This window comes from Cellulomonas sp. URHD0024 (assembly GCF_000426185.1).
Taxonomy (GTDB): Bacteria; Actinomycetota; Actinomycetes; order Actinomycetales; family Cellulomonadaceae; genus Cellulomonas.
On the sequence record NZ_AUEW01000009.1, the window covers coordinates 1 to 22,337 of the forward strand.

At 70.1% G+C, this 22,337-nt stretch carries 18 protein-coding genes and 1 pseudogene; 13 read left to right on the top strand and 6 right to left on the bottom strand.

The features are described 5' to 3' along the window. A pseudogene (locus I847_RS27085) lies at positions 1 to 184 on the top strand (hypothetical protein); the annotation flags it as partial. 10 nt (positions 185 to 194) lie between these two features. On the opposite strand, the gene I847_RS0110385 reads toward I847_RS27085, so the two are convergent. Both I847_RS0110385 and I847_RS0110390 read right to left on the bottom strand, forming a co-directional pair. After that, a complete protein-coding gene (locus I847_RS0110385) occupies positions 195 to 1,214 on the bottom strand; it encodes a LacI family DNA-binding transcriptional regulator (RefSeq protein ID WP_034609985.1) in 1,020 nt (339 codons plus the stop codon). 117 nt (positions 1,215 to 1,331) lie between these two features. Continuing rightward, a complete protein-coding gene (locus I847_RS0110390; RefSeq protein ID WP_028049638.1) occupies positions 1,332 to 2,498 on the bottom strand; it encodes a glycoside hydrolase family 3 N-terminal domain-containing protein in 1,167 nt (388 codons plus the stop codon). A gap of 80 nt (positions 2,499 to 2,578) precedes the next feature. On the opposite strand from I847_RS0110390, the gene I847_RS23160 reads away from it, so the two are divergent. From I847_RS23160 to I847_RS0110420, 6 genes are all read left to right on the top strand, one after another. Then, positions 2,579 to 3,511: an ABC transporter ATP-binding protein gene (locus I847_RS23160; RefSeq protein ID WP_034609947.1), complete on the top strand. Its 933-nt coding sequence runs from the start codon at positions 2,579 to 2,581 to the stop codon at positions 3,509 to 3,511. After that, positions 3,508 to 4,716 carry an ABC transporter permease gene (locus tag I847_RS0110400; protein ID WP_028049639.1) on the top strand — a complete coding sequence of 403 codons (1,209 nt, stop codon included), beginning with the start codon at positions 3,508 to 3,510 and terminating at the stop codon, positions 4,714 to 4,716. The genes I847_RS23160 and I847_RS0110400 overlap by 4 nt, the downstream gene beginning before the upstream one ends. 64 nt (positions 4,717 to 4,780) lie before the next feature. Continuing rightward, positions 4,781 to 5,446, top strand: coding sequence for an N-acetyltransferase (locus I847_RS0110405; protein ID WP_028049640.1), 666 nt, complete (start codon positions 4,781 to 4,783; stop codon positions 5,444 to 5,446). Positions 5,447 to 5,455: 9 nt separating this feature from the next. Further along, positions 5,456 to 5,899, top strand: a complete 444-nt coding sequence (locus tag I847_RS0110410; RefSeq protein ID WP_028049641.1) for a DUF6157 family protein — start codon at positions 5,456 to 5,458, stop codon at positions 5,897 to 5,899. Then, a complete protein-coding gene (locus I847_RS0110415; RefSeq protein WP_028049642.1) occupies positions 5,896 to 6,081 on the top strand; it encodes a hypothetical protein in 186 nt (61 codons plus the stop codon). Before I847_RS0110410 ends, I847_RS0110415 begins: the two co-directional genes overlap by 4 nt. Before the next feature lie 108 nt (positions 6,082 to 6,189). Beyond that, the gene (locus I847_RS0110420) at positions 6,190 to 7,833 is read left to right on the top strand and encodes a bifunctional 3'-5' exonuclease/DNA polymerase (protein ID WP_028049643.1); all 1,644 of its coding nucleotides are present in this window, start codon (positions 6,190 to 6,192) and stop codon (positions 7,831 to 7,833) included. Between the two features lies 1 nt (position 7,834). On the opposite strand, the gene I847_RS27090 is transcribed toward I847_RS0110420, so the two are convergent. After that, positions 7,835 to 8,353: a hypothetical protein gene (locus I847_RS27090; protein WP_196804530.1), complete on the bottom strand. Its 519-nt coding sequence runs from the start codon at positions 8,351 to 8,353 to the stop codon at positions 7,835 to 7,837. A gap of 51 nt (positions 8,354 to 8,404) precedes the next feature. Between I847_RS27090 and I847_RS23170 the strand changes: the two genes are divergently transcribed. Beyond that, positions 8,405 to 9,385 carry an alpha/beta hydrolase gene (locus tag I847_RS23170; RefSeq protein WP_051274785.1) on the top strand — a complete coding sequence of 327 codons (981 nt, stop codon included), beginning with the start codon at positions 8,405 to 8,407 and terminating at the stop codon, positions 9,383 to 9,385. A 54-nt stretch (positions 9,386 to 9,439) separates the two neighbouring features. On the opposite strand, the gene I847_RS0110435 is transcribed toward I847_RS23170, so the two are convergent. Continuing rightward, positions 9,440 to 10,570 carry a LacI family DNA-binding transcriptional regulator gene (locus I847_RS0110435; protein ID WP_155856112.1) on the bottom strand — a complete coding sequence of 377 codons (1,131 nt, stop codon included), beginning with the start codon at positions 10,568 to 10,570 and terminating at the stop codon, positions 9,440 to 9,442. Between the two features lie 400 nt (positions 10,571 to 10,970). Between I847_RS0110435 and I847_RS23175 the strand changes: the two genes are divergently transcribed. The 3 genes from I847_RS23175 to I847_RS0110450 all read left to right on the top strand — a co-directional run bounded on the left by I847_RS23175 (position 10,971) and on the right by I847_RS0110450 (position 18,161). Further along, positions 10,971 to 13,667 (top strand): discoidin domain-containing protein, encoded by a 2,697-nt coding sequence (locus I847_RS23175; protein WP_196804531.1) that lies wholly within the window; start codon positions 10,971 to 10,973, stop codon positions 13,665 to 13,667. A 226-nt stretch (positions 13,668 to 13,893) separates the two neighbouring features. Next, positions 13,894 to 15,282, top strand: a complete 1,389-nt coding sequence (locus I847_RS0110445) for a DUF1996 domain-containing protein (RefSeq protein WP_028049645.1) — start codon at positions 13,894 to 13,896, stop codon at positions 15,280 to 15,282. Positions 15,283 to 15,515: 233 nt separating this feature from the next. Beyond that, positions 15,516 to 18,161, top strand: coding sequence for a discoidin domain-containing protein (locus I847_RS0110450; RefSeq protein ID WP_231384170.1), 2,646 nt, complete (start codon positions 15,516 to 15,518; stop codon positions 18,159 to 18,161). Between the two features lie 59 nt (positions 18,162 to 18,220). Here I847_RS0110450 and I847_RS23180 read toward each other — a convergent pair whose 3' ends face one another. Then, positions 18,221 to 18,616, bottom strand: a complete 396-nt coding sequence (locus I847_RS23180) for a hypothetical protein (protein ID WP_051274791.1) — start codon at positions 18,614 to 18,616, stop codon at positions 18,221 to 18,223. 40 nt (positions 18,617 to 18,656) lie between these two features. Here I847_RS23180 and I847_RS0110460 point away from each other — a divergent pair, with 40 nt between their 5' ends. Continuing rightward, positions 18,657 to 19,172 carry a PadR family transcriptional regulator gene (locus I847_RS0110460; protein ID WP_028049647.1) on the top strand — a complete coding sequence of 172 codons (516 nt, stop codon included), beginning with the start codon at positions 18,657 to 18,659 and terminating at the stop codon, positions 19,170 to 19,172. A 60-nt stretch (positions 19,173 to 19,232) separates the two neighbouring features. Then, entirely contained in the window at positions 19,233 to 20,417 is a 1,185-nt protein-coding gene (locus I847_RS0110465; RefSeq protein WP_028049648.1) for a hypothetical protein, read from the top strand. Between the two features lie 269 nt (positions 20,418 to 20,686). On the opposite strand, the gene I847_RS23185 is transcribed toward I847_RS0110465, so the two are convergent. Next, positions 20,687 to 22,171, bottom strand: a complete 1,485-nt coding sequence (locus tag I847_RS23185; RefSeq protein ID WP_051274793.1) for a serine hydrolase — start codon at positions 22,169 to 22,171, stop codon at positions 20,687 to 20,689. Positions 22,172 to 22,337: the final 166 nt, after the last annotated feature.

Here is a 22,337-nt window from a genome sequence, read left to right on the forward strand (position 1 = left end):
GGTGACGGTGACGCTGACCACGACCTGGTCGGGGCGCTACCGGGTCGACGGGGACGACCAGTGGCACGACGTCGTCGGCACCGCCGAGACCACCAGCGCCGCCGCACCGTTCGACGTCGAGGAACGCCGCGCACACCTCGTCGCCAAGGACTGCAACCAGGACCCCCACCAACCCGGCTGCTGAGCGCCGGCGCCTACCGGAGGTGCGGGGTGGTGTCTCGGACGACGACCTCCGTGACGACGGCGCGGATCTCCGGCTCCTCGGAGGGCTCGGCCAGGGCGAGCTGGGTGGCCATCAGGCCGAGCTGGTGGAGCGGGACGCGCACCGTCGTCAGGGCCGGGGTGACGTCGCGCAGTGTCGGGATGTCGCCGAACCCGGCGATGGCGACATCGTGCGGCACCCGGATCCCGGCTTCGCGCATCACCGCCATCGCGCCGAGCGCCATCACGTCGGCGACGGCGAAGATCATCTCGGGCAGCTGACCCCGGGACATCAGGGTCCGCATGCCGTCCTCGCCGCCGGCGTGGGTGAACGGGCTGAAGACCACGGCGTCGTCGGCCACCTCGGTGCCGCGCTCGCCGAGGGCGAAGATGAACGCCTCGCGGCGTTCGCGGGCCGAGAAGTGCTGCTCGGGGCCGCCGAGGATGGCGAACCGTCGGTAGCCGCGGTCGTGCACTGCCCTGGCGAGCGACGTGGCGCCCTGGGCGTTGTTCACCACGATGGTGTTCACGCCCAGGATCGGCTGGCCGATGAGCGCCGCGGAGCCGCCGGTGGCGCGGTAGTCGGCGAGCGCGAGCCGGAGCTGGTCGTTGATCTCCACGTCGTTGCTGCGCCCGCCCGCCACGATGATCGCCCGGGCGCGCTGTCGGCGGAGGAGGTGGACGAGGTCGACCTCACGGCCGGAGTCGTGCTGGCTGCTCGCGAGCGTCATCTGCAAGCCGTGAGCGTCGGCGGCCTCGGCGACACCTGCGGCGATCGTCGAGAAGTACGGGTCCGCGATGTCGTGCACGAGCAGGCCGAGAGACGTCGTCCGACCACGCGCCATCGCCTGGGCGTTGGCGTCAGGCGTGTACCGCAGACGAACGGCCGTGGCCAGGACGCGTTCGCGGAGCTCGGTGCCGACGGTTCGACTGGCGGAGCCGTTGATCGCCCGCGACGCGGTGGCGAGCGAGACGCCGGCCTCGCGCGCCACGTCGCTGAGCGTCACAGTCATGATCGGAGGGTAGGGGTCCGCGGCGTCCGCGTCTGCTCGTCCGTCGGATTCGTCCACGTCCGTGCATTGTGGCGTTCACAACACCACCCGACCGCCGGTCGTCAGCCGTGCACGAGGTCACGGCCGACCGGACCTGGCCGCCAGGACTCGCAGGACGGCCGCGTCGACGAGGGCCGCGAAGGCGGGGTCGGACTCGGCCTTCGTCGTCAGCGCCCCGACCATCTCCGGCAGGACGGTCGGGTCCTTCGAGGCGAGCACGATGTCGCAGCCGGCGCTGATCGCGTCGACCGCTCGATCACCGGGGCTCCAGGCGGCCACCTGCGCGGCGGCAGACAGGTCGTCGGTGATCACCACCCCGTCGAAGCCGAGGGTCTTGCGCAGGAGCTGGTCGACGACGACGGGCGAGAACGCCGCCGGCGCCGAGGCGTCGATCTGCGTGTAGATCGCCGTGGAGACCATGATCATCCGGGTGCCGCGCAGGATGGCGTGGGTGAACGACTCGATCTGCACGGAGCCGGGGCCCGTGGTCGTGTCGGTCACGTTCGCGGCGGTGTCGGGGTTCGCGGTCACCGCACCAAGACCCGGGAAGTGCTTCACGGCGGTCTCGACACCGGACGCCGCCATCCCCTCAGCGAACGCGTCGGCGTGCGGGCCGACCGTGTCGAGCGAGTACCCGAACGCGCGCTCGTAGTGCCCGATGGGAGCGTTCTGGGCCGCCGCGGCCTCGGACGGCACATCGGCCACGGGGGCGAGGTTCAGGTTGACCCCGGCCGCCGCCAGCTCGGCACCCCACGTGGTCGCCGACCTGCTGAGGTCCGCCGGCGACATCGCGCCCTGGTCGAGCGCGGACGGGATGGTGCTGAACCCGGGACCGGTCAGGCTCTGCACCTGACCGCCCTCCTGGTCCACGCCGACGAACAGGGGCGTGCCGTGCGACGTCGGCTGGTCGGTGAGCTGGTGCACCAGGTCGAGCACGGACTGGGTGCCGGCGGACGAGCGGTTCTGCAGGAAGACGTTCCCGACGTGCTGGTCGGTCACGGAGCTGATGCTCGCCGGCTGCGGGTGCGCGAGGTTCACACCGACCATGACGATCTGGCCGACCTTCTCCTCGATCGTCCAGCCCGCGAGCGGATCCGGCTCGGCGGTCGTCGTCGGACCGGGGGCACTGGTCGTCGTCGCCGGATCTGGGGAACCCGTCGTGGGAGCAGGAGCACTCGTGGTCGTCGTCGGACCAGGCGAAGCCGTGCAGCCCGCGAGGAGGCAGAGGAGGAGGACAGGGACCACGCGACGACGCATAGGCGCATCCTGCCGTCTCCACCTGTCGACGGAGGCACATGTCCGAGTCGTCTGATTCGATGGAATCCATGAGCGCGCTGACCATGACCGCCCTCAACAAGACCTACGGCGACGTCCGGGCGCTTCGTGACCTCTCCCTGGAGGTGCGCGCCGGCGAGATCGTCGGCTTCGTCGGCTCCAACGGGGCGGGCAAGTCCACAGCCATGCGGATCACGCTCGGCGTGCTCGAGGCCGACTCGGGAGAGGTGCGCTGGGACGGCCGGCTGATCGACCTCGACGTCCGACGACGCATCGGGTACATGCCGGAGGAGCGCGGGCTCTACCCGCGCATGCGCGTGGGCGAACAGCTGACGTACATCGCACGGCTGCACGGGCTCGACGCCTCGTCGGCGACCGAGGCGATGGAGCACTGGACCGAGGTGCTGGGGATCGCGGAGCGACGCGGCGACGAGGTGCTCAAGCTGTCGCTGGGCAACCAGCAGCGCGTGCAGCTGGCCGCGGCCCTGGTCCACCACCCGGAGATCCTCGTCCTCGACGAACCCTTCTCCGGTCTCGACCCGGTGGCGGTCGACGTCATGAGCGGCGTGCTGCGCGAGCAGGCCGCGGCCGGCGTGCCGGTGCTCTTCTCGTCGCACCAGCTCGAGCTCGTCGAGGCGTTGTGCGACCGCGTCGGCATCATCAAGGCCGGGTCGCTCGTGGCGTTCGGGGACATCGACGACCTGCGCCAGACGGACACGCGTCGCTGGGTGGTCGCCGGGCCGCCGCACCAGTCGTGGCTGCCGTCGGTGCCATCGGCCGAGCTCGTGTCCTCGGAGGGGTCCCGGACGGTCGTCGAGGTCGCGGACCCGTGGCTGACCGAGGTGGACCAGGAGCTGCTGACCGCCGCGATGGCCGCCGGACCGGTGCACGAGTTCACGCGCCAGAGACCGTCCCTGACCGAGCTCTACCGGCACGTGGTGAGCACCCCCACCGCGACCGTCGCGCAGGAGGTGAACGCATGACCGCCACGTTGCACCCGGTCAGCTCCTCGCAGGCGGTCCGCATGATCGCGGGCCGCGAGATCACCACCCGGATTCGGTCCAAGGCGTTCATCTGGACCACGATCGCCCTCGTCGCCGGCGTGGTGCTCGGCGGCGTCGTTCTCCACCTGGCGACGGCCAACGGCGACGAGGGCAAGACGGTCGGGCTGACGTCAGCCGCGGCCGACGTCTCCGACATCCTCGTCGGCACGGCGAAGGTCACCGGTGTCACCGTCACCACCCAGGAGGTCCCGGACCGGGCGGCCGGCGAGAAGCTGCTTCGCGACGGGACGATCGACGCCCTGATCACCTCGGTCGACCCGTTCACGGTCGTCGTCAAGGAGACCGAGCCCGAGTCGCTGACGCCCGTGCTCGACTCCGTAGCGCAGCAGGCCGCGCTCTCGTCGGCGATCACCGACCTCGGTGGGAACCCGGCGACGGTGAGCGAGAAGATCGCGGCCGCCGCGCCGACCGTCACCGCCCTCGAACCGCCGCCGGAGCGCGACTCCGGGCAGATCGTGGCGGGTTTCATCGCGGGGATCCTGCTGTTCGTCACGCTGATCTCCGCGGGTCAGCTCGTTGCGCAGGGCGTGGTCGAGGAGAAGTCGAGCCGCGTCGTCGAGCTGCTGCTGGCCACTGTCCGGCCGTGGCAGCTCATGGCCGGCAAGGTGCTCGGCATCGGCTTCATCGGACTCACGCAGATCGTGCTGGTCGTCGGCGCGGGCGCCGGTACCGCGGCCGCACTGGGCCTCGTCGACGCCTCGAAGCTCGACGTCGGGACCGCCGCGCTGTGGGTGGTGATCTGGTTCGTCATCGGGTTCACGACGTACGCACTCGCCCTGGGCGCCCTGGCGGCGCTCGTGTCCCGGCAGGAGGACGTCGGCTCGGTCACCGCACCGGTGATCACGGTGATGATGATCCCGTACATCATCGGCGTGAGCATCGCACCGTGGGACCCGACGAACCCGCTCGTCGTCGCGCTCTCCTTCATCCCGTTCTGCGCACCGCTGATCATGCCGATCAGGATCGCCATGGGCGAGGTCGCCCCGTGGGAGGTCGCCCTGTCCCTGGGCCTCTCCCTCGCGGTGATCCCGGTGCTGATCTGGCTCGCCGGGCGCATCTACTCCAACGCCGTGCTGCGCAGCGGCGGCCGTATCAGACTGCGAGATGCCCTTTCGGCGGGGTGATTCGGCTGGTCAAAAGGGTTGTCACGGTTGCATCTGGACGCTTGTCACAGAGAGACTGCCGGACATGTCGGCACCCCTGGGCGCAGTCCCCCTTCGCCAGCTTCCCGACGAGACCGTCCCCCTGCGTCCCGCCGACATCGACTCGGCCGCCCGGGTCCTTGCCGCCGCACTCGCCGACGACCCCGGATTCGTCCACCTGTTCCCTGTCCGCGGCCGCCGCGAGCAGGAGCTGCGCGCCCTCTACCGGATGACGCTGTCGGACGCGCTGCTGCACGGCCACGCGTTCGCCACCCGGCTCAACGGGGCTGTGACCGGCGCAATCGCGATCTACCCACCGGGCACGTACCCGATGACGCCCCGCCGTTGGTGGTCCCAGAGCCTGCGCATCGCCCGCATCGCGATGCACACGCGCGAGCACTCGATGGGCCTGATCAAGTTCGGCGACGTCACCGCATCCGGCGTCCAGACCGACTGCTGGTACGTCGAAGCGCTCGGTGTGCACCCCTCGTTGCAGCGCGCCGGACGCGGGAAGCGGCTCATGGCGGAGGTCTTCACGCTCATCGACACGAGCGGCGACCCGTCGTACCTGGAGACGACGAAGCCCGAGAACGTCGCCTACTACGAGGCTCTGGGCTATGACTCAGTGCGATCGCCGGTCGCCCTCGGCACCCCCTCTGCGGGTCCGTGGGTGTTCCCCATGCGGCGTCCGCCCGTCGGTGGTAGTGGCTAGAGTTTTGTCATGGAGCTCGTGGACTACGTCTCGACATTCATCTGCGTCGCGCCGGACTCGGCCGCGATCGCCGGTGTCGCGCCCGCGTCGGACGGAGAGAAGCCGACCGTGGCGTCGGCGATGTTCGACATGCTCATGTCCGCCCCGCCGTACACCTATCGCAGCTCGGACGTGATCTTCACCGTCTGGGCCGACCGGAACGACGTCCCGGCCGAGACACGGCCCGAGGTCTGGCCGACGTTCTTCCAGGGGCCCCACGTCTGCCTGCGATCGTCGGAGCTCGGCAAGAAGTTCGGCTGGGGGATCCACGCCGACGCCGACGGCCGACTGGCCGTCTACGCCGTGGGGACGCCGGAGTACGCGGCGCTGGCGGCGGGGTTCTCGCGTGACGGGTCGCCGGTGAAGGTGACGCGGGCGCTGCGCTCCGGGCGGGCGTTGACGGCTCGGCTGTGAACGCGTCGGAGCCCGAGGACTTCACACCTCGCCCGCACCCGATGTCGCGGCGGATCGTCGCGGCCGTCGCCATCGCCGCCCTCGTGCTCTCGGCCATCGGCGTCGGCCTGGCGATCGCGAACGCGCAGTTCGGACCGCCGCCCGGCCCGGCCGAGCAGCAGCAGCACGGGGTACCCGCCTGACCGTAGCGACGGAGCGCGGACGACCGTCGGGTGGACGCGCGGTCTGAGCCCACGTCTCGCCCTCGGGCCACCAGCCGGCATGTCGGTCCGTACAGCGAGAATGACGCCGTGACCCTGCTGCTCCTGCTCGACGACGACGCTCGCGCGGACCACGTCGTCCTTCAGGAGCTGACGGACGAGGGCGATCGTGTCCGCACGGAGAAGGTCCTCGTCGCCCACCTGCCCGAGAAGGTCCGCGAGCGCGAGGCCGACAAGCCCCGCTGGGTCTGGGACGACACGTCACGTCGCTACCCGCCGCTCCTGGCCGCCGGGGTCCGGGTGGACCGATGCCACGACCTGCGGCTCTGCCACGCGATCCTGCGCCGCAGCATCTACGCACGAGGTTCCGCGATCGCCACCGGACCCCCGACCCCCTGGGACGGGCCACGGCCCGGCGCGCCGGAGCCGGTCGAGGTCAGCCTGTTCGACGAGGACCGGGCCGAGACGCTCGACGTCGTCGACGAGCTCCAGCGGCAGCTCGACGCGATGCGAGAGTCGGACGAGCCCGGCAAGCTCCGCCTGCTGCTCGCCGCCGAGTCGACGGGTGCGCTCATCGCCGCCGAGATGAACCACGTCGGCGTGCCGTGGAGCGTCGAGGCCCACGACCGGATCCTGACCGGGATGCTCGGTCCTCGTCCGCGCAGCGGCCGACCGGCCAAGCTCGAGGCCCTGGCCGACGAGGTCCGCGAGGCGCTCGCGCAACCGAACCTCAACCTCGACTCCCAGCAGGACCTGCTGCGCGGCCTGCGCGCGGCCGGGTACGACGTCGAGTCGACCAGCAGGTGGGAGATCAAGGAGATCGACCTGCCGGCCACCGAGCCGCTCCTCGCGTACAAGAAGCTGGCCCGCCTGCTCAGCGCCAACGGCTGGACGTGGATGGACACGTGGATCCACGACGGCCGGTTCCGCCCGGACTACGTGCCCGGCGGGGTCGTGACCGGGCGTTGGGCGACGAGTGGCGGCGGTGCGTTGCAGCTGCCCGCGAGCATCCGGGGCGCGGTGCGCGCCGACGAGGGCTGGAAGCTGGTGGTCGCCGACGCGGCCCAGCTGGAGCCTCGCGTCCTGGCGGCCATGTCCGGGGACGCGGCCATGGCGGCGGCTGGACGGCACGCCGACCTCTACCAGGGCGTGGTCGACGCCGGGATCGTCGAGAACCGGGCACAGGCCAAGGTCGCGATGCTCGGCGCGATCTACGGCGCCACCACCGGGCCCAGCGCCGTCCTCATGCCCCGGCTCACGCAAGGGTTCCCGCGGGCCGTCGCGCTCGTCGAGGCCGCAGCACGGGCGGGCGAGCGCGGTGACGTCGTCGCGACCTGGCTGGGCCGCACCTCCCCCGCGCCCGACGCCGCCTGGCAGGACGCCCTGGCGGCCGCGTCGGCGGAGGGAGCGGGCGCCGACGACGTCCGCGCAGCACGCCGCCGAGGACGCGACTGGGGTCGGTTCACGCGCAACTTCGTGGTCCAGGGCACCGCCGCCGAGTGGGCACTGTGCTGGATGGCGTCGCTGCGCAGGCGGCTGCGCGACCGCGAGGCCCACCTCGTCTTCTTCCTGCACGACGAGGTGATGGTGCACTCGCCCGCGAGCGAGGCTGACGGCGTCGCGGAGGCGGTCCGGGAGTCCGCGCTCGAGGCCGGGCACCTGCTGTTCGGCGACACCGCTGTGGACTTCGCGCTCAACGTGGCGGTCGTCGACAGCTACGACGAGGCCAAGTGACTCAGTGCAGGATGATCTTCAACAAGATCACGGCCATCCCGAACCCGAGCGCGATCGCGGTCTCCCCGATCAGGGGCCACCGGCGGGCGCCCGCCCTGTGGGCCGCCAGACCCCCGGCATAGCCGAGCAGGGCCACGGTGAACCACAGGGTTGTCCAGGCCGCCGTCGCCACGTCCAGGCCGAACAGCCTGCAGGCCGAGAAGAGGACCATCGACGGCACGCTGCCGAGCAGCACACCCGTGCTGCTCTGCAGTGCATGCCTGAACCGGTGGCCGGTCGAGCGCTCATGGTCGTGGAACCGGCCGCCGACCAGGTCGACGTAGACGTGCGCGAGCCAGTAGGTGATGTTGACCAGGCCGGTCGCGAGCAGGACGGACCCGCCGTCCTCCGACTTGGCGCTCGAGACCGCGAAGACCGACCCGGACACGAGAGCGCCGTAGAGGAACTCGTCGATCTGCCGCTCGCGCGCGAGCCACCGCCCGGCCCGACGGAGCGGATGCTGGTCTACGTCGTCCGTCACGTCGTCCAGTTTGGACCCCCGCGGGACGTCCGCCAGTGCGACGATCACCAGATGAAGCGAATCGGAGCGGCCGCACTCGCCCTCGCGGCACTGCTCGCTCTGCTCCTGCGCGTGAGCCCGCGGCCTACGGCGCTCTTCTACCGCCGCCGCTTCGACGCCAACGGCCTGCGCCGCTCACTCGTCGCCGCCGCGTTCGTGCCCGACGGAGTCACGACGGAGCGCGACGTCCCCTACAGACCCGGCGACCGCGACGCGCTGCTCGACATCCACCGCCCCTCGGCCGGCGGCGAGGTCGGCCCGACGATCGTCTGGGTGCACGGCGGAGCCTGGCTGTCCGGCGACAAGGCCCACATCGCCAACTTCCTGCGCGTGCTCGCGGCCGGCGGCTACACGGTGGTCGGCGTCGGCTACTCGATCGCCCCCGAGGCGCGCTACCCGACGCCCGTCCGGCAGGTGCTCGACGCGCTCGGCTACCTCACGTCCCACGCGCAGGAGCTCGGCATCGACCCGACGCGGCTGATCCTGGCCGGCGACTCGGCCGGCGCGCAGATCGCCGCGCAGGTGACCGGCATGATCACCAACCGTGACTATGCGTCCTCCATGCAGATGCGCCCGCCCGTGACGGCGGCACAGGTCGTCGGCACCGTGTTCTTCTGCGGTGCCTACGACATGTCCCTGATCCGGCCGCTGCGCGGCCGCACCCGGTGGTTCGTCGACTCGATCATGTGGGCCTTCACCGGCACCACCGGCTACCTCGACGACCCGCGGTTCGCCGGCTTGTCCGTGGTCGCGCACGTCACTGCCGACTTCCCGACGACGTTCCTGGCGTGCGGTGGGGACGACCCGATGATGGCCCACCAGTACGTCATGGCCGACACCCTCGACGCCGTCGGCGTCCCGCACGAGACCCACGTCGCCCCCAGGGCAGGGCACCAGTTCCAGTTCGACCTGGAGACGCCGGCCGCGCAGGACGCGATGGTCGCCGTCCACGCGTTCGTCGCGACGCTCGACCCGTCGCGCCGGACGCCCTGACGAAGGGATGCGCCGCGGGCACTCCCCCTGCGAGTGCCCGCTACCTGCGACGCGTCAGGCGGAGTCGCGGATGTGAAGGGTCGGCTCGAAGATCACCGACGTCACGCGACGGTCCGGCTCGGCGATCGTGTCGAGCAGGATCTTGGCCATCTCGATCGCCATCTCCTCGATCGGCTGGCGCACCGACGTCAGGGACGGCCGGGTCAGGGCGCCGACGGAGCTGTCGTCGAAGCCGATCACCCGGACGTCCTCCGGCACGCCCCGTCCGGAGGCGTTCAGCGCCTCGATCGCGCCGAGCGCCATGAGGTCGTTCGCGGCGAACACCCCGTCGAGGTCGTCGTGCCGCGACAGCAACGACGTCATCGCCTTGACGCCGCTCTCGAACGTGAAGTTGCCGAACTCGGTCGGCACGAAGGCCTGGCCGTGGCGGGCCATCGCGTCCTGGAAGCCGGAGAGCCGGTCGGCAGCAGACGCGACGTCGATCGGTCCGGAGATCGCGGCGACGTGCCGGCAGCCCCGGGACACCAGGTGCTCGGCGGCCAGGCGTGCGCCGTCACGGTTGGCGACGTCGACGAAGCTCAGCGGGATCGGGTGGGCTGGGCGTGCGAACATCACGGCCGGCAGCCCGGCCTCGACCAGCAGACCGGGCATCGGGTCGTCTCCGCGGGTGGACACGACGAGCGCACCGTCCGCGTTCCCGTTGCGCAGCGAGCTCAGCACGCGGGCGCGGTCGTTGTCCGTCTCGGCGAGCATCAGGATGGGGTCGACGTCGTGCGGGCGAAGAGCCCGGAGCATGCCGCCGACGATGCGCCCGAAGAACGGGTCCGCGAACTCGATGGTGGACAGAGCGCCGTCGACGCCCTGGTCCTCGACGCCCGACACCACGACGATCACGGCCCCGGTGCGGCGCGTCACCAGGGAGCGGGCGGCTAGGTTGGGCACGTACCCGGTGGTCGCGATCGCAGCCTTGACCACGCTCTGGATCTCCGGGGTGACCCTTCGCTTGCCGTTGACCACCCGCGAGACCGTGGCCCGTGAGACACCCGCCACGCGCGCGACGTCCTCCAGGGTCGGAGCGCCGCGACCCAGCCCGGGCACGAGGGGTACACCGTCCGGCGGCGTCGCCTCCAGCGTCGTGACAGGACCCCCACGAGACGGGGTGCCCCTCCTGTCGTCGTCTTCCATGGTGGGAAATGTACCAGCGCGGGAGAGCGCTCTACCCCGATCCAAGGCGGGTCAAGGCGCTCCAGACCCGCCCAAGGCCCCGATTTCGCACTCTAACGGCCCATCTGGGCCCAAACAGTCACTCTTCCGATGCGATCCCAGGCTATGCGGGCGGGTGAATCCGGGTATAACGTCCCTCCCGGAGTCAGTCAGGGCGTCACCCCCTCCCGCATCGCACGCGTTCCCGCCCTGAATCAGGCTTCATCGATAGAGCGCTCTCCCAGCAGGGAGAGCGAAGGGCAGTACAGGCACCAGCTCAACGAAGAACTGCAACGCCCGGCGCACCGGATCGACAACGACGTCGACTGCGGAGCTCGACATCGACGTCCGTGCCGCGGGCCAAGCCTTGAGGAGAGAACCTGTGTCAACGACCACCTACCCCTCCCACGGGTCGCGCAACGCGCGCCCGTCCCGACCCCCGACCCGCAGCCGTCGCATGCTGGGCGTGCTGATCTCCGGTGCGCTCGTCGCCACCGCGATCGCGATCCCGGCCCTGGCCGCGCAGGCCGCCGACCCGGTCCTGCTCTCGCAGGGCAAGACGGTCACGGCGTCGTCGGTCGAGAACGCCGACTACACCCCGGCCTCCGCCGCGGTCGACGGCAGCACGACGACCCGCTGGTCGAGCCTCGCGACCGACGCGCAGTGGCTCCGCATCGACCTCGGCTCGACCTCCACGATCAACAAGGTCGTCCTGAACTGGGAGGCCGCCTACGGGTCCGGCTACCAGATCCAGACCTCCCCCACCGGTACCGGTGACTGGACCACGATCTACACGACGACCACCGGCAAGGGCGGCGTCGAGACGATCCCGGTCAGCGGCACCGGCCGCTTCGTCCAGCTGCTCGGCACCAAGCGCGCCACCGGCTACGGCTACTCCCTCTGGGAGTTCCAGGTCTTCGGCACCGCCGGCGGCACCACGACGACGCCTCCGACCTCCCCCGCCGGCACCTGCAACGCCGACAACGTCGCGCAGGGCAAGACGGCCACCGCCTCGTCGGTCGAGGGCGGCAACACGGCCGGTTCCGCGGTCGACGGCAACCTGGGCACCCGCTTCGCGAGCAGCTTCGCGGACAACCAGACGTGGCAGGTGGACCTCGGCAGCAGCCAGAACCTCTGCAACGTGACCATCAACTGGGAAGCCGCATACGGCAAGGTCTTCAACGTCCTCGGTTCCGACACCGGCACCGGCACGTACAACACGCTGGCCACGGTCACCAACGGCACCGGCGGCAACCAGTCGATCGCCGTCTCGGGCAAGGCGCGCTACCTCAAGCTCGACCTGAAGACGCGCGCTACCGGCTACGGCTTCTCGTTCTGGGAGGTCAAGGTCTCGACCCCCAGCGGCACCGTCACGACGCCGCCCCCGACAGACCCCCCCGTCACGGGCGGCGACCCGGGCGAGGGCACGACCGGTCCCGCCGACGGCAAGGTGCGCGTGGCCGGCTCGCAGGGCAACTGGGCCCTCCTGGTGAACGGCAAGAACTGGCCGATCAAGGGCGTCACGTGGGGCCCGGCTCCCGCTGACTTCCCGCAGCACGTCGCGAACCTCAAGGCGCTCGGCGTCAACACGATCCGGACGTGGGGCACCGACGCGGGCTCGAAGGTCCTGTTCGACGCTGCTGCCGCCAACGGCATGCGCACGGTCGCCGGCTTCTGGCTGGCACCTGGTGGCGGCCCCGGCTCGGGCGGCTGCCCGAACTACGTCACCGACGCGACCTACAAGGCCAACTCGATGAACGACATCGTGACCTGGGTGACGGCCTACAAGGACAACCCCGGCGTGCTCATCTGGGACGTCGGCAACGAGTCCCTGCTCGGCCTCGGCAACTGCTACTCGGGCCAGGAGCTCGAGAACCAGCGCGACGCCTACGCGACGTTCGTCAACGACGCTGCCAAGCGGATCCACCAGATCGACCCGACGCACCCCGTCACCTCGACGGACGCGTGGACCGGCGCGTGGCCGTACTACAAGAAGAACTCGCCTGACCTCGACCTGTACGGCCTGAACAGCTACAAGGCCGTCAACGACGCGAAGGCCACCTGGATCGCCGGCGGCTACACCAAGCCGTACTTCATCACGGAGTCCGGTCCGGCCGGCGAGTGGGAGGTGCTGAACGACATCAACGGCGTGCCCGACCAGGGCACGGACGCGCAGAACGCTGCGGGTTACACCAACGCCTGGAACGCCGTGAAGAGCCACCCGGGCGTCGCGCTCGGCGCGACCATGTTCCACTACGGCAACGAGGGCGACTTCGGTGGCATCTGGTTCAACCTGAAGCCGGGCAACAACCGTCGCCTGTCCTTCTACGCCCTGGCGAAGGCCTACAACGGTCCCGCGGGCGCGGCCGGCACCAACACGCCGCCCACGTTCAGCTCGTTCACGGTCAACAACCAGACCGGCGTCGTGGCCGGCTCCACCTTCACGGTCAACGCCCCGGCGACCGACCCGAACGGTGACGCCATCACCTACAACGTGTTGATGAACAGCAACTACATCAACAAGTCGGGTGGCCTCGCGACGGTGCCGTTCACGCGCAACGGCAGCACCTTCTCGGTCACGGCTCCCCAGACGCTCGGTGTCTGGAAGGTCTACGTGTTCGCCGAGGACGGCAAGGGCAACGTCGGTGTCGAGACCAAGTCGGTCCGGGTCATCCCGCCGACCGTCGCGGGAACCAACATCGCCAAGGGCCACACTGCCACGGCGTCGTCGTTCGACCAGTACAACGGCAACTGGACCCCGGGCCAGGCCGTCGACGGCGACTACGCGACCCGGTGGTCGAGCGCCTGGACCGACAACGAGTGGATCCAGGTCGACCTGGGTGCACAGAAGGCCTTCTCGACGATCCAGCTCACCTGGGAGGCCGCATTCGCCAAGGGATACAAGATCCAGGCCTCCAACGACGGAACCACCTGGACCACCCTGACGGAGATCACCAACGGCGACGGCAACGTCGACACGGTGAACGTCAACGGCAACGCGCGGTACGTCCGAGTCCAGGGCGTGACCCGCGGCACCGCGTACGGCTACTCGCTGTACGAGCTCGGGGTCTACGCCTGACGGCCTGATCTCGAACGCGTGCCGGGGGCGGGCTGCCACCCGCCCCCGGCACCACCCCTCGGCCCATGACCCCTGTTCCGAGCCGAAACCGAGGAGCCACAGCATCGTGACACCTCGCTCCCGGCGTCGACGCACCGTCCCTGGAACCTCACCCGGTCCGGTGCAGGTCTGACGTCAGCCCGCGCGGCCCGTACGCCGCACAGCGCAGAAAGAAGGAGCACGAAGCATGTCCAAGCACAAGATCTCCCGGTCGAGCGGCCGAGCCCGCGCCTGGGTCGCGGTCGCTCTCGCGAGCGCCCTCATCGGCGCGGGCGCCGTCGGCATCGCGTCCGGCGCCTCCGCGGCACCGATCAACCTCTCCCAGGGCAGGATCGCCACGGCGTCCTCGTCCGAGAACGCCGGCCTCAATGCGTCCTTCGCGGTCGACGGCGACAACAACACCCGCTGGGCCAGCCAGTTCTCCGACAACCAGTTCATCCAGGTCGACCTCGGCGCCTCGGCGACGCTCTCGAGCGTCCAGCTGCGCTGGGAGGCCGCCTACGGAAAGAGCTTCCAGGTCCTGACGTCGGCCGACGGCGCGGCCTGGACCACAGCCGCCACCATCACCAACGGCACCGGCGGCAACCAGACCATCAACGTCTCGGGCACGGCCCGGTTCGTGAAGCTCAACCTGCAGACCCGTGCCACCGGGTACGGCTTCTCGCTGTGGGAGTTCCAGGTCTTCGGTACGGGCGGCTCGACGACCCCGCCGTACAGCCCGAAGCCGCTCCCGCCGGCCCCTCCCGGTGCTGACACGACCGTCACGCACCACGAGTTCCAGGCCAACTGCACGCCGAACAAGACCCTGCCGGACGACCCGATCGTCTTCCCGGGCCAGCCGGGCGCCTCGCACAGCCACACGTTCATGGGCAACAGCACCACCAACGCAGCGACCACGGCAGCCTCGCTCCTCGCCGCCAGCGCGTCGACGAGCTGCACCGTCCCGCAGGACAAGTCGGCGTACTGGTTCCCGACGCTGCTCAAGAACGGCACACAGGTCGTCTCGCCCTCGGCACAGACCATCTACTACAAGGCCGGCATCCTCGACTACAAGAAGGTCCAGCCGTTCCCGGCCGGCCTGCGGTTCGTCGTCGGCAGCATGCTCGCCACGCAGTCCGAGTTCCAGAACGCTCCCGGCCACGTCGAGGGCTTCGAGTGCGGCAACCTGTCGTTCCAGTGGGACATCCCGGCGTACTGCGCACCGGGCTCCGAGCTCAACGTCCGCTACCAGGCCCCGAGCTGCTGGAACGGTGTCGACCTCGACTCCGCCAACCACAAGAGCCACATGGCGTACCCCGTCAACGGTGCGTGCCCGGCCGGCTACCCCATCCCGGTCCCGATGCTCGAGTTCAAGCTGTCGTGGCCCGTCTCGGGTGACATGTCGGGCGTCGCGTTCTCCAGCGGCCGCGGCTACTCGTTCCACTACGACTTCTTCAACGCGTGGGACCCGGCGGTGCTCTCGGCACTGACCCAGCACTGCATCGACGGTGGCCTGCAGTGCACTCCCAAGGGCTTCGACATCTACAAGACGTGGGCCGGCGGCGTCCTGGATGCGAACAACAACCTGATTCCCTGACAAACCTGTCACACTCCCCACAAGACGGGCCCCCCGCGCGCGGCGACCGCGACTCTCCGCGCGTGGGGGGCCTCCCCCTGGGAGGCATCCCCGTCCCAACCCCTCCCTGTTCCACACGTACTCCCTCATGTGAAAGGCAACTGATGAGTACACGCTTCACAGCGCCTCCGCGGCCTCGCCGCAGTCGCGTGCTCCTCGCCGCCGGACTGGCGGCAACACTCGCTGCGACCATCGTGGGCACTGGCGCCCTCATGGCCTCGGCAGCCCCTGCAGTGAACCTGTCCCAGGGCAAGGCCATCACGGCCTCGTCCGTGGAGAGCCCCGACTACACGCCCGCCTCCGGTGCCAATGACGGCAACCTGGGCACGCGTTGGTCGAGCGCGTTCTCCGACGCCCAGTGGCTCCAGGTCGACCTCGGCGCGAACGCCTCTCTGGACCACGTCGTCCTCAACTGGGAGTCCGCGTACGGCAAGGCCTTCACCATCCAGACGTCCACCAACGGCACCACGTGGACCAACGCCGCCTCCGTCACCAACGGCACGGGCGGCAACCAGAGCATCACCGTGTCGGGCAGCGCCCGGTACGTGAAGCTCAACCTGACGGCGCGTGCGACCGGCTACGGCTACTCCCTGTGGGAGTTCCAGGTCTTCGGCGACGCCACCGCGACGACCACCCCTCCCGTCACGGACCCGCCGCCCACCACTCCGGCCGGGTGCAGCACCACCAACGCTGCGCTGAAGAAGCCGGCAACGTCCTCGTCCGTCCAGACCGGTAGCGGCCTCGTTGCTGCCAACGCGTTCGACGGCGACGGCGGGACCCGCTGGGCCAGCGCCTCGACCGACGCCGAGTGGCTGCAGGTCGACCTGGGCTCGTCGCAGAGCGTCTGCAAGGTCGAGCTGGACTGGGAGGCTGCCTACGGCAAGAGCTTCACGATCCAGGCCTCCGACAGCGCGACGTCCGGCTTCGCCACCATCGGTACCGTGACCAACGGCACCGGCGGCAAGCAGTCGGTCGCCACGTCCGGGAACGGCCGGTACATCCGGATCGTCGGTACCACTCGTGGCACCGGCTATGGCTACTCGCTCTGGGAGGTGCGCGTGTTCACCGGCTCCGGCAGCACGCCCACGCCGACGCCCACCCCGACGCCGACCACCACGCCGACACCCACCCCGACTCCGACGCCGACGCCCACCCCGACGCCGACGCCGACCGGACCGGCCGTGCCCCACGGCGACCCGGTGAACCCGGACTTCGGCCCGAACACCTTCGTGTTCACGCCGAACACCCCGGCGGCCGACATCCAGAACAAGGTCAACGACGTCTTCAAGCGTCAGGAGTCGAACCAGTTCGGCACCGAGCGTGACCAGTTCCTCTTCGAGCCCGGCTCCTACAGCGTGCAGGCCAACATCGGCTTCTACACGTCGATCAACGGCGTCGGGCGCAACCCCGACGACGTCCAGATCAACGGTGGGGTGTGGGTCGACGCCCAGTGGTTCGGTGGCAACGCCACGCAGAACTTCTGGCGTTCCGCCGAGAACTTCGCCGTGACGCCCAGCACGGGCCAGGCTCGCTGGGCCGTCGCCCAGGCCGCGCCGTTCCGTCGCATCCACGTCAAGGGCAACATCTCCGTGGACTCCTCGGCCTACGGCTGGGCGTCCGGCGGGTACATCGCCGACTCGAAGATCGACGGCGAGCTCGTGTCCTACACGCAGCAGCAGTGGTACACCCGCGACTCGACGGTCGGTAAGTGGACCGGCGCGCTGTGGAACCAGGTCTTCTCGGGCGTGCAGGGTGCGCCGGCGACGACCTTCCCGAAGCCGGCCTCGACCACGGTGAACACGACCGGTGCCATCCGCGAGAAGCCGTACCTCTACAAGGAGAACGGCAAGTGGGCGGTCTTCGTCCCGAGCCTGCGCAACGGGACGACGGGCACGACCTGGCCGAACACGGTCGGGACGTCGCTGAGCCTGGACACGTTCTTCCTGGCCAAGCCGTCTGACTCGGCGGCGACGATCAACCTCGCGCTCTCGCAGGGCCTGAACGTCATCTTCACGCCGGGCGTCTACCACGTCGACCAGACCATCAACGTCACGCGGCCCAACACCGTCGTGCTGGGCATGGGTATGGCGACGATCATCCCGGACAACGGCGTCAACGGTCTGCAGACCGCCGACGTGGACGGCATCAAGATCGCCGGCCTGCTGTTCGACCAGGGCACGACGAAGTCCGACACGATCGTCAAGATCGGCAGCTCGGTCACGCACGTCGACCACTCGGCCAACCCGACGACGGTCCAGGACGTGTTCATCCGCGTCGGCGGCGTCGTCGCCGGCAAGGCCGTCAACGCCATCGTCATCAACGCGGACGACACGATCATCGACCACATCTGGTCCTGGCGTGCCGACCACGGAGCCGGCGCAGGCTGGAACGACAACGTCGCCGACTACGGCCTGATCGTGAACGGCAACGACGTCAACGCGTACGGCCTGTTCGTCGAGCACTACGAGAAGTACAACGTGCTCTGGAACGGCAACAACGGGCGCACGATCTTCTTCCAGAACGAGCTCCCGTACGACGTCCCGAACATCGCGGCGTGGACCCACGACGGGATCAAGGGCTGGGCGGCGTACAAGGTCGCAGCAGGCGTCACGCAGCACGAGGCCTGGGGCCTGGGCTCCTACAGCAACTTCACGGCCGACCCGACGATCCGGGTCGACAACGGGTTCGAGGTCCCCTCGGTCCCCGGCGTGAAGATGCACAGCCTGTCCACGGTGTCGCTCGGTGGCATGGGCTCCTACGCCCACGTCATCAACGGCGTCGGTCCGGCCGCGGAGGGCACCAACACCGTGCCCGCCACCGTGACCAACTACGGCGGCTGACACTCCCTGAATGACAACGGCTCCGATCCCTCGCGGGGGATCGGAGCCGTTGTCGTCTCTCAGACGGGCTGCGCGACCAACGCCTCGCGGCCGGGGGCCGCCCTCCATAGCGAGATCGCAGCCACCACCGAGACGGGCACCCAGACCATCCGCTCGACGGTCGACGGCGACGCCAGGTTCAGCAGCGCACCGGTCCCGATCAGCACGGAGGCACCGCGCAGCACCCGCCGGCGGACGATGGGGGAACCGATGCGCCCGAACGCGACGCCCGCGAGCGCGAGGTAGACAGGCACCGCGACGACGCTCGAGATCCGCTCTGCGGCCGGCAGGACGCCCGCGTTCCCGCCCCCGTATGCCGCCTCCCCCCAAGGGGCCCCGGCGGCGAGAGCAGCCTGGAAGGTGGCGATGCCGACGAGCGTCCAGCCGGCGACGCGTTGCGCTGTTGTCCGTGTCATGGCGCCAGCGAAACATATCTGGCAGATATAGTCGAGACCGATGCCTAGACGATCACAGACCGAGACGGCCGTGCTCGGCGCCCTCTCGGTGGAGCCCATGACCGGCTACGCCGTGCGCGCCGCGATCACGAGCACGCTCGGGCACTTCTGGAACGAGAGCTTCGGGCAGATCTACCCGGCGCTCGAGCGGCTGGCGGCGAACGGGCTGGTGGTCCGCGACGCGGAGAAGAGGTTCGTCCTCACCGACGCCGGCCTGGACCGGCTGCGGGAGCTGCTCAGCGAGCCGTTCGAGGAAGCGCCCGCGCGCAACGGGTTGCTCCTGCGTCTGTTTTTCGGGCGGATGCTCGGCCGAGAGGTCTGCGTCGAGCTGTTGGAGGAGGCGCGGTCCTCGTCGCAAAGGACGTTGGAGACGATGGCCGGGATCCGCGCGGTGGTCGAGGCCGAATCCGACTCCCCCGACCAGCTCTACTTCCTGGTCACCATCGCCGCCGGCGAGGCGAGCGCGCGGGCCCAGGTCCAGTGGGCGACGGAGTCGATCGCCCTGCTCAGCCGCTAGGTATCTCGACGCGCATCCCGCGCTCCTGTCTGAGACGCTCACTCAGACGAGAGGCCTTCCATGCTCCTGGCTCAGCGCACCGTGGCGTTCGACCCGGCAACGCACGGGTTCGCGTTCCCCAACGCGTTCGTGAACGTCGTCCTGACCTTGCCCACCGGCGCACAGATCACGACCGCCGGCCGCTGCGGGGGCATGGCCTACGCCGCGCTCGACTACTTCCTGCCCGGCCAACCCGTCCCCCGCTGGCGCCCCGACCTCTACGCGCCCGGTCGGGTCCCACCGGACAGCAACTGGCTCGCCAAGTACCTCTACTCCCGCCTGCACGACTCCTTCTTCACCGGCTCCGCCGCCAAGTTCGTCACCTGGTCCCTGCACTCCGACGACCCCACCTGGGTGTTCAAGGGCGTCTCGCGGTGGACCAAGGAGGAAGAGCTGCCACGCGTCATCGCCTCGATCGACCGGGGCCGGCCCGTCGTCCTCGGGCTCGTCGTGGCGCGCAGCCTGGGCGCCATCGGCGACAACCACCAGGTCGTCGCGTACGGGTACGAGCGGTTCGACGACGGTCGCGCCGTGGTGACCGTGTACGACAACAACACGCCCGGGCGTCCCGTCACCCTCACGTCCCAGGCCGACCAGCACGACTGGACGGCCTCCAACGGGCGCGTGTGGCGCGGGTTCTTCGTGCAGGACTACACGCCGAAGACACCCCGGATCCTGACCCGCGACCCAGCCGACCCCCACGCGCGCCTGTCCGCCGGCGCCGTGGTCAAGCTCTCGCACGTCTGGACCGGGCTCACCCTGCACTCGCACGCCCTGCCGTACACGCACCCCGGAACCGACGGGCTCCAGCAGGTCACGTGCTTCGACGGTTCCGACGACAACGACCGCTGGTCCCTCGTCGGTCCGTCCGCCGGCGTCCCCCTCGCCCACGGATCGGTGATCCGACTGCGCCATCAGCGCACGGGCCGCTGGCTGCACAGCCGGTCCGGGGTACCGTCGCCCGTCTCCCACCAGCAGGAGGTCAGCGCTGCCGACGACGGCTCGCTCGACACCTGGCGCGTCGAGCTCGAGCAGCCAGGTCCGTGGCTGGCCGGGAGCCGTTTCCGGCTCGTCCACGTCCCGACCGGCACGTTCCTGCACTCGCACCACGGCTCGAACCCCAGGTTCACCAACGGCCAGCAGGAGGTGTCGGCGCTGGGCACGCGCGACCCCGACACGTGGTGGACGGTCCTCGAGATCTCCTGACTCATGGCCGGACGTCCGCACTCGTCGGCGCTATCGCACCCACGAACGCTGACGCTGCGCCACACTGCTCCCGTTGCGTCCGCACTCGTTGGCGCTATGGCACCCACCAACGCGGACGCTGCGCCACACTGCTCCCCTTGCGTCCGCACTCGTTGGCGCTATGGCACCCACGAACGCGGACGTCCGGCGGGCCACTGCTTCCGTTGTGTCCGCACTCGTCGGGGTTATCACACCCACGAGCGCGGACGCTGGGCGCTGGGCGCTGGGCGTTACGTGAGGGTGCCTCGGAACGGCGGGAGGTTGCGCGGGCCGAAGGAAGCGTTCCAGCTCGTCGTCACGGTGATCGCGTCGCCGTCGACGGTCGCCGTGGCGGTCAGGCAGAACGGCGACTCGACGAACCGGGCGGTCAGGACGTAGATGTCGGGTGCCGTCCACGTGCCGCTGAGCAGGACGTCCTCAGGATTGCGACGACGGAACGAGCCCCGCACGATCGTCGGCGAGCCGTGTCCGACGTCCGCGGTCTCCGCAGCCGGGCTGGACCGTCCGATGTTGCCCTCGATCCGCTGGTCCCCCAGCTCGAGGATCAGGCGGTCCTGGTCCGTGCCCACCGCGAACACCACGCTGCGCAGCCCATAGGCGTTCGGGGCGAAGGAGATCGTGCGCCCGCTCAGCCGGTCGCCGGTCGGGGACGTCGGCTCACCCTGCGGCGGGTCCAGGCGCATCGCGGCGACCGCCTCGGCCAGCTCGTACTGGCCGTGCGCGGCGCCTTCGGGATCTGAGGCGGCGCTCGGCTCGTCGGAAAGCCCCGGCAGCAGCCGGTCCCACAGGACCTGCAGGTAGTCGTGCATGTCCTGGCGGCCCGCGGTCGTCGCCACGACGACGTCGTGCTCCGGCAACCCGATCATGTACTGCCCGAAGGCACCGTCACCGCGCCAGCTGTTCGCGGGCCGGCAGCGCCAGAACTGGTAGCCGTAGCCCTGCGCCCAGTCATCGTCCGGATCGTCGCCGTTCAGCACGTGCAGCCGCGTCGCTTCCGCTGCCCAGCCGTCGGGGAGCAGCTGCCGGCCCTCCCAGACACCGTCCTGCAGGTACAGCAGCCCGATCGCCGCGATGTCCTCCGTCGTCGCGGACAGGCCGAAGCCTCCCGTGTCGACACCGGTCGGGGACTGCTCCCACGTCACGTCCTCGATACCGAGCGGCCCGAACAGTCGCGGCTGGAGGTAGTCGAGGAGTCGCTGGCCGGTCACCTGCTGCACGAGCGCCGAGAGCATGTAGGACCCGGCGGTGTTGTAGAGGAAGTGCGTGCCGGGCTCGTGCTCGACCGGGTGACGCAGGAACTCCGTCACCCAGTCGCCGCCGCTCGGGAAGACGGCCGGCGACGGGTCCTGGTCGTGGCCGGTCGTCATGGTGAGCAGGTGGCGCACCCGCATCCTGCGCAGGTGCTCGTCAGGATGATCCGGGGCCCGGTCGCGGAACAGGTCGAGCACCAGGTCGTCGACGCCGAACAGCCCTTCGTCGACCGCGAAACCCACCGCCGTCGACGTCACGCTCTTGCTGAGTGAGTAGACCTCATGCAGCCGGTCGGCTGCGTACGGCGAAGCCCACCCCTCCGCGACGACATGCCCGTGCCGCAGCACCATGATCGAGTGCAGCTCGGGCAGTGCCGTGAGTGCCCGGACGACGTCGGCGAGCGCTGCCGCGTCCACCCCCTGCTGTTGCGGTGAGCTCCGTGGCAGGCGTCGGCGTCCAGGCATCCACCCACTGTGCCACGACCGTCGCCACCCTTCGCGACGCGACTGTCCGACCGCGTGGTGACGAGCCAGTGACGGCGCTGGCTCCTCTCCTCGGCGCTGAGAGGACCTTCGCCGAAGCCCGCCGGTGCACGCCATGCGCGCCACCTCGTTGACGGTCGCGGGCGGT

Excerpts from the sequence above, each read along its gene's own strand:
- I847_RS0110385 (WP_034609985.1), bottom strand. The coding sequence starts at position 1,214 with ATGACTGTGACGCTCAGCGACGTGGCGCGCGAGGCCGGCGTCTCGCTC.
- I847_RS23160 (WP_034609947.1), top strand. The coding sequence starts at position 2,579 with ATGAGCGCGCTGACCATGACCGCCCTCAACAAGACCTACGGCGACGTC.
- I847_RS0110400 (WP_028049639.1), top strand. The coding sequence starts at position 3,508 with ATGACCGCCACGTTGCACCCGGTCAGCTCCTCGCAGGCGGTCCGCATG.
- I847_RS0110405 (WP_028049640.1), top strand. The coding sequence starts at position 4,781 with ATGTCGGCACCCCTGGGCGCAGTCCCCCTTCGCCAGCTTCCCGACGAG.
- I847_RS0110410 (WP_028049641.1), top strand. The coding sequence starts at position 5,456 with ATGGAGCTCGTGGACTACGTCTCGACATTCATCTGCGTCGCGCCGGAC.
- I847_RS23170 (WP_051274785.1), top strand. The coding sequence starts at position 8,405 with ATGAAGCGAATCGGAGCGGCCGCACTCGCCCTCGCGGCACTGCTCGCT.
- I847_RS0110435 (WP_155856112.1), bottom strand. The coding sequence starts at position 10,570 with ATGGAAGACGACGACAGGAGGGGCACCCCGTCTCGTGGGGGTCCTGTC.
- I847_RS0110445 (WP_028049645.1), top strand. The coding sequence starts at position 13,894 with ATGTCCAAGCACAAGATCTCCCGGTCGAGCGGCCGAGCCCGCGCCTGG.
- I847_RS23180 (WP_051274791.1), bottom strand. The coding sequence starts at position 18,616 with ATGACACGGACAACAGCGCAACGCGTCGCCGGCTGGACGCTCGTCGGC.
- I847_RS0110460 (WP_028049647.1), top strand. The coding sequence starts at position 18,657 with ATGCCTAGACGATCACAGACCGAGACGGCCGTGCTCGGCGCCCTCTCG.
- I847_RS0110465 (WP_028049648.1), top strand. The coding sequence starts at position 19,233 with ATGCTCCTGGCTCAGCGCACCGTGGCGTTCGACCCGGCAACGCACGGG.
- I847_RS23185 (WP_051274793.1), bottom strand. The coding sequence starts at position 22,171 with ATGCCTGGACGCCGACGCCTGCCACGGAGCTCACCGCAACAGCAGGGG.